General features: G+C 61.0%; 11 protein-coding genes. 5 read left to right on the top strand and 6 right to left on the bottom strand.

What is annotated here, in order from left to right; genetic code table 11:
- Positions 1–65 precede the first annotated feature (65 nt).
- The 4 genes from HX830_RS01620 to HX830_RS01635 all read left to right on the top strand — a co-directional run bounded on the left by HX830_RS01620 (position 66) and on the right by HX830_RS01635 (position 5,970).
- On the top strand, positions 66–1,151 hold the full coding sequence (locus tag HX830_RS01620; protein WP_177098754.1) for an acyl carrier protein: 1,086 nt from the start codon (positions 66–68) through the stop codon (positions 1,149–1,151).
- Positions 1,152–1,233: 82 nt separating this feature from the next.
- On the top strand, positions 1,234–4,662 hold the full coding sequence (locus HX830_RS01625; RefSeq protein ID WP_177098755.1) for a polyketide synthase family protein: 3,429 nt from the start codon (positions 1,234–1,236) through the stop codon (positions 4,660–4,662).
- Positions 4,663–4,710: 48 nt separating this feature from the next.
- The gene (locus tag HX830_RS01630; protein ID WP_103496062.1) at positions 4,711–5,187 is read left to right on the top strand and encodes an SRPBCC family protein; all 477 of its coding nucleotides are present in this window, start codon (positions 4,711–4,713) and stop codon (positions 5,185–5,187) included.
- Between the two features lie 84 nt (positions 5,188–5,271).
- Complete coding sequence (locus HX830_RS01635; RefSeq protein ID WP_103496059.1) at positions 5,272–5,970, top strand: outer membrane protein; 699 nt, start codon at positions 5,272–5,274, stop codon at positions 5,968–5,970.
- Between the two features lie 47 nt (positions 5,971–6,017).
- Here the strand turns inward: HX830_RS01635 and HX830_RS01640 are convergent, their stop codons facing one another.
- From HX830_RS01640 to HX830_RS01665, 6 genes are all read right to left on the bottom strand, one after another.
- Complete coding sequence (locus tag HX830_RS01640) at positions 6,018–8,426, bottom strand: efflux RND transporter permease subunit (RefSeq protein WP_177098756.1); 2,409 nt, start codon at positions 8,424–8,426, stop codon at positions 6,018–6,020.
- Positions 8,427–8,478: 52 nt separating this feature from the next.
- Positions 8,479–9,582 carry a WD40/YVTN/BNR-like repeat-containing protein gene (locus tag HX830_RS01645; protein ID WP_177098757.1) on the bottom strand — a complete coding sequence of 368 codons (1,104 nt, stop codon included), beginning with the start codon at positions 9,580–9,582 and terminating at the stop codon, positions 8,479–8,481.
- 69 nt (positions 9,583–9,651) lie between these two features.
- Positions 9,652–11,013 (bottom strand): DUF1329 domain-containing protein, encoded by a 1,362-nt coding sequence (locus HX830_RS01650; protein ID WP_177098758.1) that lies wholly within the window; start codon positions 11,011–11,013, stop codon positions 9,652–9,654.
- A gap of 15 nt (positions 11,014–11,028) precedes the next feature.
- Positions 11,029–12,678: a DUF1302 domain-containing protein gene (locus HX830_RS01655; protein ID WP_177098759.1), complete on the bottom strand. Its 1,650-nt coding sequence runs from the start codon at positions 12,676–12,678 to the stop codon at positions 11,029–11,031.
- Between the two features lie 101 nt (positions 12,679–12,779).
- A complete protein-coding gene (locus tag HX830_RS01660; protein ID WP_177098760.1) occupies positions 12,780–13,547 on the bottom strand; it encodes a coniferyl-alcohol dehydrogenase in 768 nt (255 codons plus the stop codon).
- Positions 13,548–13,610: 63 nt separating this feature from the next.
- Positions 13,611–15,086: a benzaldehyde dehydrogenase gene (locus HX830_RS01665; protein ID WP_103496980.1), complete on the bottom strand. Its 1,476-nt coding sequence runs from the start codon at positions 15,084–15,086 to the stop codon at positions 13,611–13,613.
- A 292-nt stretch (positions 15,087–15,378) separates the two neighbouring features.
- Between HX830_RS01665 and HX830_RS01670 the strand changes: the two genes are divergently transcribed.
- Entirely contained in the window at positions 15,379–17,151 is a 1,773-nt protein-coding gene (locus tag HX830_RS01670) for a sigma-54-dependent Fis family transcriptional regulator (RefSeq protein WP_177098761.1), read from the top strand.
- Positions 17,152–17,262: the final 111 nt, after the last annotated feature.

A 17,262-nucleotide genomic window follows, 5' to 3' on the forward strand; every position in this document is an offset into this window, starting at 1 on the left:
CTTGGGTCATGTTTTTTGATTTCTTGCTTATAGAAATATATACCGACTTTGGTTAGGAGAACCTCATGCGCTTGCAACTCAACGATGTTGTGCAGGAATTTATCGTGTCCAATGGAAAAATAGCACACAGCTATTTCTCGCTCTCAGAAAAAATCATTGATTCACTGTGTGAGTCGAACATAGCAAAAGAATCAATATTGATGCGTGTGCTGGAGCAGGCCGAATCCGTCACCGCACATTACTTCAATGCTCATCAACAAGTTCTCGAGGGCGTTTATGCCCATGGGCTTGAAGCCCCTGTCAATAGAAGCCTTCCGGTGCTGGAACCCCTACAGTCGAACTCGGCCATACTGGCCTCGGCCCCCATTGCCGAACAACCCCCGACACTCAGCTACGGGCAATGGTTGCGCGCCGAAATAAGCTCGGTCACTGGTTTCAACAAGGAACACATCGACTTCGATCAGAGTTTCGAAAGCCTGGGCATCGATTCTCTCGGGCTGGTCGATATTTTCGAGTCCCTGGCCCAGCACTTCCCTGAAAAGAAAGACCTCACCTCACTCCTGTTTGATGCCCCGACCCCAACCGCCCTGCTGGCCCGGCTTGAAGCCAATCCGCAGTCCCCTGCCGTGGATGTCGAAGCCTGGGTATTTGAACAACTGGCACATATCACCGGTTTTGCGGTTGACCAGATCGACCGGAAACAGAGCTATGAAAGCCTGGGCCTGGACTCCCTGGTGCAGTTGGACTTCCTGGAGTCGATCGTCGCCTTGTGGCCGTCACTCAAGGCCAACAGTACCGAGTTGGCCAACGCCAAGTTTCCACAGGACACAATCGCCCTGATACAAGCCGCCCTCGCCAGCCCCGAGTCGACCTCGGCAATACCTTGTGAAGTGCAATCACCTGCCACAACGGACGCTCAAGGGCAGATGAACCATCTGCTTATCGACGCCCTGTCCCCCCTGATCCCGAACCCGCCAGAGTCGATCGATATCGAGGCCCCCTTTACACAGTTGGGACTCAACGGTTTTGCCCGGGAAGCACTCTGCCAATCAATGGCGCAACAGTGCTCTGCCAGCGAGTTTGCCGGTGAAGCGCTGATGTCGCGTCGTACGCCGCAGGAAGCCTTGTCGCTTCTGGCAAGACTGAGCTGAAGCACTGAGCCGCTGGAAAAAAGGCATGGAGTCCGGGTGATCGAGCAGATCAGCCCGCATTTGGGTAATCAGGAGATAGGGTATGAGTGGCGCGGTAACAACAGGGGGCGACTTTTGCTTCAGCGCAATGGCGGGCGAGTTTCCAGGGGCGCCGTCAACGGATGCCCTTTGGCACTTGCTCTCTGAAGGGCGGATAGCACCTATCGATTCGATGCCGGCACGCTGGGAGCTGAAGAAAGCGTCGATCTATTCAGACAAGCCCGGAGAAAAGGATCGCACCTATCTGGACAGTGCTTTTTGCCTGACCGATGACGTATCAATCCCTTCTCGTCATGAGGGACGTCAGGTCGCCATCGGCAAGAAAGTCCTCCAGACGCTCCTCACTCAGCTTGCCGGACAAGGCTCCACGCTGATCAAGGAGCGCACAGCCTTGGTGGTCGCGACGTCCTGGAGTGATGAGAGTTACTTCGTCACGGGCATGTCCGGAAAAGCCGATACACCAGGGAGTTCTTCGTCCCGGGGCTATACGCCGGGTGAACAAGTGGCTGAACTGGCGGCGACTTTTGCCTTGGGCGGCCCGGCGCTATCGGTCGATACCGCCTGCAGTTCGTTCCCCTATGCAATCGATATGGCTCAAGCCCTGATCAACAGTGGACAGGCGGATAACGCGATTGTCATGGCATTGAACACCGTGCTGCCACCGGCGCTGTTCCTGGGGTTCTCGCAGTTGACCGCCTTTTCCTCCCGGGCCCGGATGCAGGCGTTCGGCCAGGACGCTGACGGCATTGTGCCAGGCGAATGTGCGGTCGCCTTTCTGGTCGAACCCGTAGCGCAGGCCCTGATTGCAAAGCGCCGCCCCCTGGGCGTTTTGCGGGCATTGGGGCTTTCCGCCGACGGCGCCGAAGGCTCAGTGTTTGCGCCGGGCAAACAGGCCCAGTACACGGCTTACCAACGGGCCTATAACGGTCTTGATCCCCGCGACGTGGACTACATCGAGACCCATGGCACCGGCACACCCTTGGGTGACGCGACAGAGTTGGACTCATTGAACCGCTTCTTCGCCCCCCATCGCACAGGCGGCAAGAAAATAACCATCGGTTCGATCAAGTCCGTCATTGGTCATCCATTGGCCGCCGCCGGAGGCGCTTCGCTCGCCAAGGCCCTGATGATATTGCGCCATAAAGGTATTCCACCTCAGCCCAACTACCGACCCAGCGCAAAAGTCGGCGAAACCTGCCTGCAGTTGGCCAGCGGGCAGGTACAGCCCCTCGCTGATCGTCAGCCGGCGCTCCGGATAGGCATCTCCAGCTTTGGTTTTGGCGGCGCCAATGCGCATCTGGTGGTGGATGAATATATTCCTGACAACCGCCCTAGCGCTCCCCAGGTCGCCTCCGGCGTGCTGATGCTGGACCTGGCGATTGTCGAGGCTGAAGCGGCAATCGGCAATCACGGCTCATTGCAGTCATTCAAGCAACAGCTCGATCGGCCAGCAGCCCCCTCAGTCATTTTCCCTTATGGGCGCTTCGTTGATTACATCACGACGCCTGCCCAGCCTTTACTGGGAAAATTCCTGGCGCAGGATCGCATCATCGATATCGACGGTTTCGGCATGGGCCCCAAACCACTGGCCCATGTCGATCCGTTCAAGCTGTTGATCACCGATCGCGTCAACCATTTGCTGCGACGCCTGCCGGGTGTGGCCGGCTCCCCCGGCACGGCGATGGTCATGTGCTGCAACATGGGTGGCGAACGCTTCAGTAACGCGTACAGCAGCGCCCACAACTTCTACTCCCGGGCTCAAGGCAAGCCACCGGGCGTGGAGGTAACAGACGTGGCAACCATGCTGCCGAACATGTTGTCCGGCTACCCGGCGCAGATTTTCGACTTCAAGGGTTTCCATCAGACACTGGTTGGCACCCCGGGCCTGTTCTGGCAAACCCTGCTGGCATCGCAGCAATGGTTCAAGGAAGGCATCACCACCCTCTTGCTCGGTGCAGGGCGCTTTATCAGTGGTGAAATCGAGGTCGAACGCGCCCGACACTCAGCGACCCCGCAAGGTGAAGGATTGGGGCTGCTTGCCCTGCGTCCTTATCGACCAGGCTCCAGCGACAAACCTTTGCTGGTGATTCGCGCCGCGGTCCTGGCCCATGCCGCGAAGTCGCTGGAAGAAGCTTGCCAACGGCTGGGTAAGGAGCGCAGTCAATACCAGAACATTGAAGTCTGCGAGCTGCAGCCTGATGCGACTCACGCCGGCGGATCACTGCAGGAGATGACCGGTTTCCTGGCTGAAGCCAGTGGCATTGAAACCCTGTTGGCAGTGATGTTGAGTGCATCGTCTCACACGGTGATCGAGGTGCGCGAAGCCGGCAAGGCCGTGATGTGGCTATTTACGGAAAAGCTTCGGGAGTGGAGCCCGGCGGTCGAACCCAGCCCGGCCATCAAGTATCCCTTCACGTTGCGCTTTGCTCACTCGGCCGCCCACGAACTGCAGCAGGTCATCCCACCTGCCCGCCCTGTCAACCTTGCCCGCGAACGGCAACACGATGGCGTCGATGTACTGCAACTCAGTGACATGCTGACCAGCACCCTGCTCTCCGGGTTGCGTGTCAGGGTTCGTGCCATGGAGGGCCTGTTCGCCTTGCACCGTGGTGCTGAAGCCCAGCGCCCGACGCACTGGCAACGCGCCCCGGAAAATATCGTGATCGCCAACGTCCAGCGCAGCCCGCAGTCACTGCACGCCCAGCTCGTGGTGAACGAAGCACACCCTTATTTCTTCGATCACCCTCTTGATCACATCCCCGGCATTTTATTGCTTGAGGGTGTGTTGCAACTGATTGAACTGACCATGCCCCCACTGGGTGGACGAGTCGCCTATGTCAAAACCCTGAATATCAAGTTCCAGCAGTACGTACAAAAAGAGGGTGTGATCGATCTGCATCTGGAACAAGGCAAAGACCCCCACGTATTCAATGCGAAGGTCATGCAAGCCGGAAAACTGATGTGCACCTGCGTACTCGGGATGGCCTACAGCTCGGCGTTCGAGACAGCGCCCGCCGGCGAGTTCACGGCCACCCGCTGCCGCGACAAGGCCTTGCTGCACAAGGCCAGGGAAGAAAACGTCATCGTCAGTGACATCAGCGGCATCGCCCAGGGCTTGAGCGTGGACACGCTCAAGCTGGCGGACGAGCACTTCTTCCAGGAGGGCGACCCCGAGCACTATTCGATGGTGTATTTCCTCGAAGTTGCCCGCCAGTGCTACATGCAGATTGCCCACAGCTATCTGCGGATTCCACTCAACACCCCGATGAACCTGCTGGCCTTGAGTTTCACCCTGGATCGGCCAATCCCCAGGAACAGTCCGTTGTCCTTGGCCCCACAAGCCGGCTTTGACGCGCAGGACCAGCCATTCAAGACCAACCGCGTCTATATCGACCTGTTCAACCGCGGCGAAAAAATCGGCCAAGCCAGTATTACCGCTCAAGTGTTGAGTCGATCAGCGCCCGCGGCCTGAGGCATTGAATTGATCTCAATCTCCACCCCCGACAACCAAGGTGTCGCCGTGAACGATGTGAATGTGCAAGTCCGAGTCAAATCGTCGCCCTCGGAAATATGGAAGATCTGGAGCAATTTCCCAGAAGCCCCGTTATGGGATACCGACGTCAGCCATTGTGAGCTCAATGGTCCGTTCCAACCTGGAACGCGAGGCAAATGCATCCTCAAAAATGGCCTGACCATGCCGCTGAAACTGGAAGCGGTGAAGAAGCATGAAAGCTATCGGAACACGGCAAGGCTGCTTTGGATCGACCTTGAGTTCGATCACCGGATGCACAGGCTTTCCCCGGATGAAACCCAGGTCGTCCATAGCGCGAAGATCTCCGGACGCCTGAGTTTTCTATACCGCGGGCTGCTACGCAAGCTGCTGACCGCGGCCATGACCAGCGCACTGGACAACCTGTGCAGGTTGGCTGAACAACGAGCGAAAGCCACCAGTCCCCCTGGGCTCGAAAAGCCTGGGACGCATTTGCACCCTGTATGAAATATCCCGGGAGAGAGCGTGTTGAACGCTTGCTCCCCAACACGCTGCGCTTACTAATCGATAACGGCACACTTCGGACCGAGCATGAACCTACTAAAAAACACTCAGTATCTCGTGATGGGCGTCATTGGCATGGGCTTTATCGCCCCAGCGTCCAGTTCCGCCGACACGCTCGGCCCCTACATCAGTGCCATGGGCGGCTTGAACTGGGTGGCTCCACAGAACCTTAGCCAGAACCACCTCGACTTTGTCGAGATGGAGTTCAACCAACCGCTACACTCCGGCTACGCCACCGGACTGGCACTGGGCTGGCGATTTCCCGTCGGGCTCCGGCCTGAAGTGGAACTCAGCTACCGCAAAAACACCCTGACCCAGTTCAATCACCGGGTCTACGAAGGCGGCGGGAGCATCAACGGCAAAGGCGAAGAGGAAGCCACCAGCCTGATGGCCAACCTCTGGTATGACGTCTTGAACCTGCCGGCCCCCTTCAGCCGGTTCACCCCCTATATTGGCGGCGGCCTGGGCTACACCACCCTTTCGGTCAGTGGCCTGGAAGCCGGTGGCGTCCAGTTCGGCAACACTCATCGCGACACCGTATCGGCCTATCAACTCGGTGCCGGGGTAGGTTACGAGCTCACCGATCAATGGTCCATGTCCCTGGACTATCGATACCTCAAGACTCGTGATGCGCACTTCGGTGACATTCAAGGCCTGCCCCAAGGCGATGTGCACACTGACTACAGCGCCCAGTCACTGATGCTTGGCCTGCATTACTGGTTCTAAGCGATGGTTGGACTGCGGCCCGTGCCTCGGGCCGCAGGTGCACTTGATCACTGCACCAGCAGACTCGCTTCAGGCTTTTTTGCGAAGACCTTGCGCGGCAGCAACCACCAGGCCAGTGCCGGTAGCAGGATCAAGGCGCCGAGCATATTCACCAGGAACATGAAGGCCAAAAGGATCCCCATGTCGGCCTGGAACTTGATCGGCGAGAAAGCCCAGGTCGACACCGCCACCGCCAGTGTCATACCGGTCAGCAGTACCACCTTGCCGGTGAACAGCAACGCCTGGTAATAGGCCTGGGCCAGGCTGTCACCGGCTCGCATCCGTGCCAGGATCACGCTCAGGACGTAGAGCGCATAGTCGATGCCGATGCCCACGCCGAGCGCGATCACCGGCAGTGTCGCGACCTTCACCCCCATCCCCAGGGCGACCATCAGCGCCTCGCAAAGAATCGAGGTGAGCATCAGCGGCAGCATCGCGCAGAGGGTGGCACGCCAACTGCGGAAGGTCAGCAGGCATAACAGGCTGACCGCGCCATACACCCAGAACAGCATTTCATGCATGGATTTTTTCACCACGATATTGGTCGCGGCTTCGATCCCGGCGCTGCCGGCGGCGAGCATGAACTTGACCTCCGGCACCGGATGCCCGGCGATAAATTGCTCGCTGGCCTCCACCACCCGGCTCAGGGTATCGGCCTTGTGATCGGCCAGGTAAACGTACAGCGACAGCATCGAACAGCCCTGATTGAACAGCTCCCGCGGTGCCCGGGTCTGTACCGCGCCCAGTGCGCCGTCATTGGGGATCAGCTCATACCATTTGAAATTGCCTTCGTTGTAACCGACCGTGGCGATCTTGCTCAACGCCGCCATCGAGGTGGTCGACTCCACGCCGGGCAGTTGCTCCAACCGCCAGGCCAGCGCATCTACGGCGGACAGGCTGGCATAGCGGGTGCACTGATCTTCCGGCGTCTTGATCATGACCACGAAAATATCCGAGCTGGCCGCATAGTTGCCGGTCATGAACTGCGCATCACGGTTGTAGCGCGAGTCGACGCGCAACTCCGGGGCTCCGGGATCGAGATCGCCAATTTTCAGGTGCAGGCTCACGGCAAAACCGAACGCCGCCAGCAACAGGCCACCGAGCATGGCACCAATGGCCCAGCGCCGTCCGGTGAACCGATCGAGAAAGCGCCACAACGGGTGCTTGATCCGGGCCTGTAGCTCGGCGGTTTCCGAACTCAGGCTGCGTTGCGCCGCCGCCGGGCTGACACCGAAATAGCTGAGCAGGATCGGCAGCAGGATCAGGTTGGTGAAGATCAGCACGGCCACGCCGAGGCTGGCGGTGATCGCCAGGTCCTGGATCACCCGGATATTGATCAGCAGCAACACCGCGAACCCCACCGCATCACAGAGCAACGCGGTCATACCGGCGGCGAACAGTCGGCGGAAGGTATAACGCGCGGCCACCACCCGGTGGGTGCCGCGCCCGACATCCTGCATGATGCCGTTCATCTTCTGCGCGCCATGGCTCATGCCGATGGCAAACACCAGAAACGGCACCAGCGCCGAGTAAGGGTCCAGCTCATAACCGAGGATCGCGAGCAGACCCAGTTGCCAGAGCACCGCCACCAGCGAACAGGTCACCACCACCAGGGTGCTGCGCGCGCAACGGGTGTAGCCATAGAGCACCACCACGGTCACCAATACCGCCACCACGAAGAACAGCAGGACCTGGGTCAGCCCCTCGATCAGATCGCCGGCGATTTTGGTGAAACCGGTGATGTGAATCCGCAGGTCATCGGTCTGGTACTTGCTACGCAGGGCTTCCAGTTGCCGGGAAAAATCGCCGTAGTCCAGGGCTTTGCCGGTCTGCGGATTGATTTCGAGCAAGGGCACGAAAATCACGCTGGACTTGAAGTTGCCGGCCACCAACTGACCGACCTCACCGGAGCGGGCGACGTTGGTTCGCACCTGCTCGATACTGGCGACAGACCCGTCGTAATCGTCAGGGATCACCGTACCGCCATCGAGTCCCTCTTCGGTCACCGCGGTCCAGCGCGTGGTCGGGGTCCATAACGACTTCATGTAGGGCCGGTCGACGCCCGGCAGCAGGTAAAGCTCGTCGTTGAGCCTGGCCAGCGTGTCGAGGTAGTCCTTGGTAAAGATGCTGCCCTGCCCGACCTCCACGGCGATCCGCAACGAGTTGCCCAGGCCACTCAGTTCGCTGCGATTGTTCAGGAAATTGGCGACATAGGGGTGCCCGCCGGGAATGGTTTTCTCATAGCTGGCATTGATGCCGATGCGCGTGGCTTGCCAGCCGAGCACCAGGGTCACCAGCAGGCACAGCAGGATCACCCAGGGCCGGTGGTTGAAGATCGCCCGCTCGGCGAAATTGCCCGAAGCCTGGTCGAAGTCCTCCAGGCGACCAATCACGGTTTGAGTTTTGTCGTCTTTCAAGTCTGACTCCTGTTGCACGGGCCATGGCCCGGTAGCACTACACCGTGAAGTTTCAAGGTTTGCCGGAGGCCTGCGGATCCTGGTCGGCGGCCACGCCGCTCAAGCCGACACTGGCCAGACTGCCGTCGGCCGCCTGTTGCACGGCGGCGACCGTCGCGCCGTTGCGGCTCTGACGTTTGTCAAAACTGCGACCCTGGTCATGGCTGAGCAGGAGTTCCCCGCCCTGGCTGGCCAGCAGCAGACTGCCGTCCTGCAGTTCGATGGCACTCGCCAGCGTTGACTCGACACCGGTGTCCAGGCGTCGCCAACGGGTGCCACGGTCATCCGACCACCAGGCGTTGCCGCGCAAGCCATAGGCAATCAAGGCGCCCCCACGGGTGCCGAGCAGACCGAAAAAGCTGCCTTCATAAGGTGACTTCAAAGGCTGGAAGGAATGCCCGGCGTCGCTGGAACGCAACAATAGGCCGCGCTCCCCCACCAGCAGCAGATCGTTGCCCGATGCACGAATGCCGTAGAGGTTCAGGCCTTGTGGATTGTCCACATGCCGCATCCAGGGCTGCCAGCTTCGTCCACCGTCGTCGGTGCGATAGATCTGGTTGTAGGCACCGACGACGTAGCCATGCAGCCGGTCGCTGAAGTACAGGTCGAGAAACGGTTTGTCCGGTCCGTCGCTCAGTAAATGCCGCGCCTGTTCCAGATTGCCGGCACCACCCGGCTGATCGACATCGCGCTGTGCGCTCTGCACTGCCAACGCGGCGGCAGCCTCGCCATCGAGCTGCTTGTGCCAGGTTTCGCCACCATCCTCGCTGTGCAGTACCACCCCCAGATGCCCTACCGCCCAACCCTGCTCGGCATCGACGAATTGCACCGCCGTCAGGCTGACGCTGACCGGCACCTTGGCCTGACGCCAACTTTTCCCCGCGTCGTCCGAGAGCAGTACGATGCCGCGCTCACCGACCGCCACCAGACGTTCCCCGGCCCGGGCCAAACCGAGCAATACCGCGCGCGGGGCCTTGGCGGTGGGCAGTGCCAGCTGCTGCAGTGCCGCGAACGTCGCGGCCTGCCCAGCGCCAGACGTACTCGCCAACAGGAACAACGCCAGGGCGCAGGCCCCCCATCGCCGGCCAAAACGCGCAAAGATTCTTTCAAGGTTCATATCTTTATCCTGCTTGGGAAATCACTGGCGACCGCGACGAACCTCTCGCCCGCCACGGTCGCCCATGGTTCAACGCATGTTTTCGTTGGCCATGGCATCCGGCGTGAAGAAGGACGCCGAAGGTTTCGCGACTTTCTGGTACTGAACCGCCAGGTCATTGCTCGATGAGTTGAGGAAGTAGGCACCGGTGTCGAGGTTGTAGCTGCCCCACATGACCTGTGCGGTGAGCGCCGGCAGGTCCGGCGCCAGCAGCGTCAGCGAATACATCTGGCGCCCCAGCTTGCCCTGGGCGTCATAACCGTCGGCCATCAGGATCTGCCAGGAGTCCTCGTCGATGTAGTAGGTCCGACGCGGCACCACATGACGCTTGCCGGATTTGAGCGTGGCCTCGACCACCCAGACCCGATGCTTCTCCCAACGCACCAGGTCGGGATTGAGGAAGTTCGGTTTGACCAGCTCATCGCTCTTGGCCAGACCGGCACGGTTATTGTTGTAAGCGACGATCAGTTCTTTCTTGCCCATCAGCTTGAGGTCATAACGATCAGTTGGCCCGAACAGCATGAAGGCTTCGTCGAACAGGCCGACACCGGAGGTGACGAAGTCCGGGGTGTCATAGGCAATATTCGGCGCCCGACGTACCCGGCGCTGACCGACCAGGTATTGCCAGGCCGCACGGTTGGCCGGGTCCAGGTCCCAGTGAGTCATCAGGCCTTCGCCGGCCTTGGACGACGGCAGTTCGGTGAACAGTTTGCCAAGCAGGTATTTGCCGGAGAAATTTTCCGGGCTGCCGTTTTCGATGTAATAGGGAAACTGGTAGGTATACAGCGCCCGGGTGGCCTGGACCTTCTTGCCGCCCGCGGTCATCAGCCAGGTGTCGAACGGAGAACTGATGGTGTCGCCACCCTGCCAGGACAACCGGTAGTTCCACAGGACCTGCGCGCCGTTGTCCGGAATCGGGAACGGGATACCGCCATAGGCGCCGCTGACTTTCTCGCTCTCGACGTCCAGCGTGGCGCGGGTGGCATTCCTCGCGGTGTTGTCGTAGACCCATTGCGGGGCCGCGGCCGATCGGTGAGTCGGGTACACGTCCAGGCGATAGTCCGGGTATTTCTTCAACAGAATCTTGGTGCCTTCGGCCAGTTCAGCGGCGTACTGCTGCATATTCGAAGCTTTGATCGTGTACAGCGGTTTCTCCCCGGCGAAGGGGTCGGGACGTTTGTCACCCGGCTTGTAGCCCGGCGCGACCTGGGTGTAACCGCCATTCCAGGCCGGAATACTGCCATCGGCGTTGCCGGTGCGTTCGCCGCCCAGGGGCGTCAGTTCGGACTTCAAACGGGCGGCCTGTTCGGGCGACACCGCCGCCTGCGCCAGGCTCATGCCGACAAGGGCCAGGGTCAGGACGCAGGTGTTGAAAAAAGCTTGGTTGCGCATGGCAAATCCACCTTATTAGAATGAAGTTTTCACGTAGAGCGAAATGAAGTCGCGGTCGGCCAGGGATTGTCCGTAGCTGAAGTTGCCGTCCTGGCGCAGCCCGGCTTTCGGGGCGCCGAAGAAGTTCACGTAGTTCAGGCCGACATCCCAGCGCTGCAGATAGGTCGCCTTGAGCCCGACACTCCAGTCGCCGGAGTGGGTATTGCCGAAGCCCGACTTGTTCACCGCCGAAGAGCGCCCGTCGAGCACCACGCCCATGCCGATCGGCACGCTCAGGTCGATACCGTCGACAATCTGGAAATACGCCGGCTCCACCAGCACCCGTAGCGCCGTGGCGTCACGGGTCGTATTGGCGTCCAGGGCCGCGGCGTTCTCGGTGATGCTCAGGGTGCGGTTCCAGGCCAGTTCAGCCAGTGCCGAACCGCCGTCCCAGAAGGCCGTCGGCGACAACAGATAGATCGCTGAGAGGTTGGCGTGGGCGGTTTTGCCTCGGGCAAACAACGAGTGGTCACCGCCGTCCGCCAACATGCCTGGGGTGACCACTTGCAGATTGCTCACCAGCGGTGCATTCCAGCGAATCGAGGTTTCACCGGCGAAGTTGAAGGGGCCCTGGGCGGTGGAAAAGCTCATGCCGGCAGTGCGAATATCTTCGGCATAGACCTGACGATAAGTGCTCAGGATCGGCAACCCGGTGGCCGCCGCGGCCGGGCCGTCGAGGTAGGCGTACAGGCCGATCGGGGTTTTGTCGTGATACTGCGCAGCGTAAAAACCCAGCTCCAGCTCGGTCCCGGCCGGTTTGAAGCGGATCTGCATACCACCCTGCCCCGAGTTTTTCGGTTTCAGATCGCCCGCGTTCACCGTGTCATTGCCGAACACCTCATGCAGCGAACCGCTGCCGTAGCCGATGGCGTCGGTATCGCTCAGGTAGCTGCCGGCGCCAGGCAGGTTGGAGCGTTCCCACTCGAACTGGTAGTAGGCCCCCACCGACAGTTGCGGGTTGATCTGCAACTGCCCGGAGATCTGGTTGACCGGACGCAGGATCTCCTTGAACTGGGTCCCCGGCACGCTGAGCAACTTGACCACATCGGTCGGGCCCTGGGCATTGGCGATGCCATTGCCGCCGTAGAACAGGCTTTCACCGTAGACCAGGCTGTGCCGCCCCAGGCGCACCACACCCTGGGAGTCTTCACCCAGGTCCCCCCGCAGGAACACGAAGGCGTCGAGGATTTCGGCGTCGCGGCCATTGAGCTTGCGGGTATCGCTGAGGAAATGCGGTTGCTCGCTGCTGTCGGTTTCCTTGTTGTAGACATCGTCGTACCAGGCCGCGCCGCTCACTCGCAGCCCGTAGTTCTTCCGGCTGAGGTCCATTTCGGAAAACAGGTCCAGGCGATTGGAGACCAGGCCCGTGCCGAAGTTTTTATCGCCCTGGCCCTGGATCGAGGGATACAGACCGTTGGCGGTCGGTGCATTGGTCAGGCGGCTGTCCTGCCCCTGCAGGCGCCAGGCCTGGCTGTACTTGATGGTGTTGTCCCAGCGCAGTTTCCAGTCGGAATCACCGAGGTCCAATTGCATGGCCTGCGCCCTTTCAACCATCGCGCCTGTGCTGCATAACGCCAGAAACAGGGCGCAATGCTTAAAACGAAAGCCACCTATTACGTTGTCCATGGACGCTCCTCATTATTTTTATTTTCGGCATGGCTTTGCACGCATGGCGCCAGCCAACACGCTCGGATAGCGGCTTGCGCCGCTGCTTACAGGTTTGCGTTTCAGATATAGGTGGAGGCCAATCCGCCATCGACCGCCAGGTTGACGCCGTTGATCCAGCGCGACTCGTCGGCACACAGGAAGGCGATCACCGCCGCCACCTCATCGGCATAACCGGGACGCTTCATGCGATGGGCGTCGGCCTGGGTCCTGGCCTCGCCGAGCATGCTCACGAAGTCGCCGAGGATGGGGGTGAACACCGGGCCCGGCGCCACGCTGTTCATGCGCACCGAATGTTCGAGAAACCAGGGCTGGGCCTGCAGATAGTTCCAGACGATCAAGGCTTCCTTGAAATACTGGTAGCAGGTCTGGTCCGGTACCGGGTGCCCGGCCAGCCAGGCTTGCGCGGCGGCAAAACCCTCGATGCGCGCCAGCTCCTTGTGCAGTTCCAGGCGCAGCGGCCACTCGGCGCCAAGGATCGAGGCGATATTGACGATGCTGCCCCCCGCCGTGATGCGCGGCAGCAGCACGCGGCTCAGGTGGCGCAGGCCGAGGTAGTTGACCCGCGCCAGCAGTTGCGGGTCGGCGGTACCCGGGACTCCGGCGATATTGCACAGGCTATCTATCCGTGCGGGTAGCTGCGGCAACAGCCGGTCGATGCTCTCGACGCTGCCCAGGTCGCCCTGGACAAAGCCGTCCAGGGTCATGTGCGGAGCCTTCAGATCCACGCCGATCACCTGGGCGCCATGGCTGCGCAGCAGGCTTGCGGTGGCGGCGCCGATACCCGAGGAGACCCCGGTCACCAGCACAATCTTGTTGTCGAGCTTCATGTTGTGTCCTCTTATTGTTTTTGTGTATTCATCTGGTCGACCGCTCGCGTCGACCTGTCTTGCTCAGAACGGGTAGCGCGGCGCGGTGTCCTTGACCGTCACCCATTGCCATTGGGTGTATTCGTCCCAATCGGCCGGACCACCAACGCTGCCGGCATTTCCCGAACTGCCACGCCCGCCGAATGGATTGATGCACTCATCGGCCACCGTCTGGTCGTTGATATGCAGCAGGCCGCAATTGAGTCGCTCGCCCATCGCCATCGCACGCCCGAGCGAAGGCGAGATGATTCCCGCGGACAAGCCGTACTCGGTGCGATTGGCCAATTCGATAGCCTCCTCGTCGTTGGCGAAACTCACCACCGTGGCCACCGGTCCGAAGATCTCCTCGTCGAACGCACGCATGCCCGGACGCACGCCGGTAAGTACCGTGGGTTGGTAGAAAAGCTGGTCAAACTCGCCGCCCGCCTCCAGCCTTGCCCCCGCCCTCAAACTGTCCGTGACGATTTCATGCACCCGTTGCAACTGGCGCTTGTTGATCAAAGGCCCCAGCACCGCCTCGCCACGAGCCGCGTTGCCGACCGTGATCGTCCGGGCTTTCTCGGCCAAGCGGCGGACCAGTTCTTCAGCGATTGATTCATGAGCCAGGATGCGTCCGGTGGCCATGCAGATTTGCCCCTGATGCAACCAGGCGCCCCAGGCGGCATTGCTGGCCGCCAGGTCGAGATCGGCGTCTTCGAGCACGATCAGCGAGTTCTTGCCGCCCAACTCCAGGGCGACTTTCTTCAGATGACGCCCCGCCACCTCCGCGACCTTGCGGCCCGCGGCGGTGGAACCGGTGAACGCAATCATCCGCACATGCGGGTCGCGGCACAGCGCCTCACCGGCAACGGCTGTGCCCGGCAACACCTGCAACAGGCCTTTGGGCAGACCGGCTGCCTCGAACAGCCGGGCAATGATGAAGCCACCACTGACCGGAGTCTGCGGATCAGGCTTGAGCACCACGGCGTTGCCGGCCGCCAACGCTGGCGCCACCGAGCGCAGTGAGAGCACCAGGGGGAAGTTGAACGGGGAAATCACCCCGACCACGCCGTGGGGCAAGCGGCGGGCATAGGACAAGCGCCCCGCCTCGCTGGGAAGCACCAGGCCATGGGGTTGAGACAGCAGACCCGCCGCCTGATGCAGCAAGACGATCGCCTCCCTGACCTCATGTTCGCCCTTGAACAGACTGCCGCCGCTTTCCCGGGCGATGTACAGCGCCAACTCGGCAAAATGTTGCTGGGCCAGTGCGGCGGCCTTTCGAAAGATCTCCGCACGTTCCCGTGGCCCCAACGCCGCCCAGGCCGGCTGCACACGAGCAGCGCTGAGGCTGGCAAAGGCGATGTCCGCCGCATCCGCCAGCCCGGTCACCGTCAGCACCTCACCGGTGGCCGGCTCATATACGCTATTGCTGCCGCCCAACGGGCGTATCCAGTCGCCGGTGAAAATGCGCTCACACCACAACTCGTCCTGCAGGAAATCAGAGGGTTCACTTACCGCCATTTCGGCCTCCCGGCTCTTGTGTTTGTCATCGCCCGACACCGCCTTGCTGAAGCGCTGAAGTCGTCTGCGTGGTGAAAGCACTAGAGCAAGGGCCATGCCGATTTCCGCCAGGGCGCCGCTCTTCAAGCCGCGAAGGCTCTGGCTTGCGGGTTCGCGTGCAATACCCGCGGACAGGGCGATAGACCCGGCGAGCGTCCGATTCTGCGACACTTGTCCAAATGATAAAGTTATGTTTAATAACTATTATTGCAGTTGATCATTTCGATCAGTCGACTCGCCCAGGGGCATAACAATGAAAAATCCCCATTCGCTGTTCCCGGATCTCGCGCTGTCGGAGGAACATTTCTCGCCAAGGGGCGACAGTACCCAACTGGCGGAGGGCAACTCACCGACCCTGGCCGAGCTGACCGAATGCCTGTTCTTCTCCCCGGTCGACGGACGCATCTGGCTCAATGATCAGCGCATGCTGCTCTTGCACAGCTCATCCTTCGGCGCACTGCGTCGGGAGATCATCGATCGCCAGGGACTGGAACAGACCCGTGGCCTGTTTACCCGCACCGGCTACCTGTCCGGCGCACGGGATGCCCGACTGATCCGCGAGCGCTGGCCGGACGCCGATGCCGCGGCGATCTTCTCCGCTGGCACACGCCTGCATACCCTTGAAGGCATGACCAAGGTCGAACCCCTGCACTTCAAGTTCGATGCCGACTCCGGTTTCTACGAAGGCGAGTTCCTCTGGCATCATTCCTGCGAAGCCGACGAACATATCGCCGCCTACGGGATCGGCCAGGACCCGGTGTGCTGGACCGAACTGGGCTATGCCATCGGTTATGTCAGTGGGCTGTTCGGGCGCCTGGTGATCTTCCGGGAAATCGAATGCCGGGGCATGGGCCACGAGACCTGCCGCGTGGTCGGCAAGACCGCCGAGCAATGGGGCGATGTCGAACAGGACCTGAGTTATCTCACCGCATCACCGACCCATGCCCCCTTCAAGCAACATCAAGCCCCGGCACCCGCGCCCCAGGATGACAACGAGCTGTCCGGCGGCCCCAAACCCATTGGCGCCAGCGCGGCCTTCAATGCCGCCACCCTCGCCCTGCAACGCGTGGCGCCAACACCCGCAACGGTGCTGTTCAGTGGTGAGTCAGGGGTTGGCAAGGAGCTGTTTGCCCGTCAGTTGCACCAGTACAGCCCACGCCATCAGGCCGCTTTCGTAGCCCTCAACTGCGCCGCGATCCCGGACAATCTGATCGAGGCGGAGCTGTTCGGCGTCGAACGCGGCGCCTATACCGGCGCAACCCATTCGCGTCCCGGCCGCTTCGAACGGGCCCATGGCGGCACCCTGTTCCTCGATGAAATCGCCAGCCTCAGCCTGCCTGGGCAAGGCAAGCTGTTACGTGCCTTACAGGAGCGTGAGATCGAACGCATCGGTGGTGGTCAGCCGATCAAGGTTGATGTGCGAGTGGTGGCGGCGACCAACGTCGACCTGCGCAAAGCGGTAGCGGCTGGCGACTTTCGCGAAGACCTGTTCTACCGCCTGAACGTCTTCCCCATCACCCTGCCGCCGCTGCGCGAGCGACGCGACGATATCCCGTTGCTGATCAATGCGTTCCTGCGGCGCTTCTGCCAGGACTACGGGCGCAAGCCTGCCGGGCTGACCATGCGCGCGCTCAAGGCGCTGCTGCGCTACGATTTCCCCGGCAACGTGCGGGAACTGCAGAACCTGGTGGAGCGCGGCCTGATCGCCAGCGAAGATGGCCAAGCCATCGACCTGATCCACCTGTTTCGCAACGAGCCCATCCCCCAGGAGCTCTACTCCCTGGACAACAATGGCAGCCTGGCGGCCAGCAACCAGAATCCCACCGGCACACAGCCGCGTGCGGCCTTGCTGGAAACCTTGAGCCGGCTGGAGCAGGGTTTCTCCATCGAAGGACTGGAGTCACGCCTGATCGACGAAGCGCTGCAACACAGCGCGGGCAATCTGGCGGCGGCGGCGCGCCTGCTGGGGTTGAGTCGGGCGCAGTTTGCCTATCGCCTGAAGAAGTACCAACAGGCATCGGTCTGACCCAGGCCGCGCCTCTATATTCCACCACCCGAAGTGGCCCCGTGCCGGGCCTGGAGGGCATGTGCGGTTAAGCTTTATTTAATAAAGTATTTTTGCGACAAAGATAATCGA

The sequence above is a fragment of the Pseudomonas gingeri genome (genome assembly GCF_013385425.1).
Classification (GTDB): domain Bacteria; phylum Pseudomonadota; class Gammaproteobacteria; order Pseudomonadales; family Pseudomonadaceae; genus Aquipseudomonas; species Aquipseudomonas gingeri_D.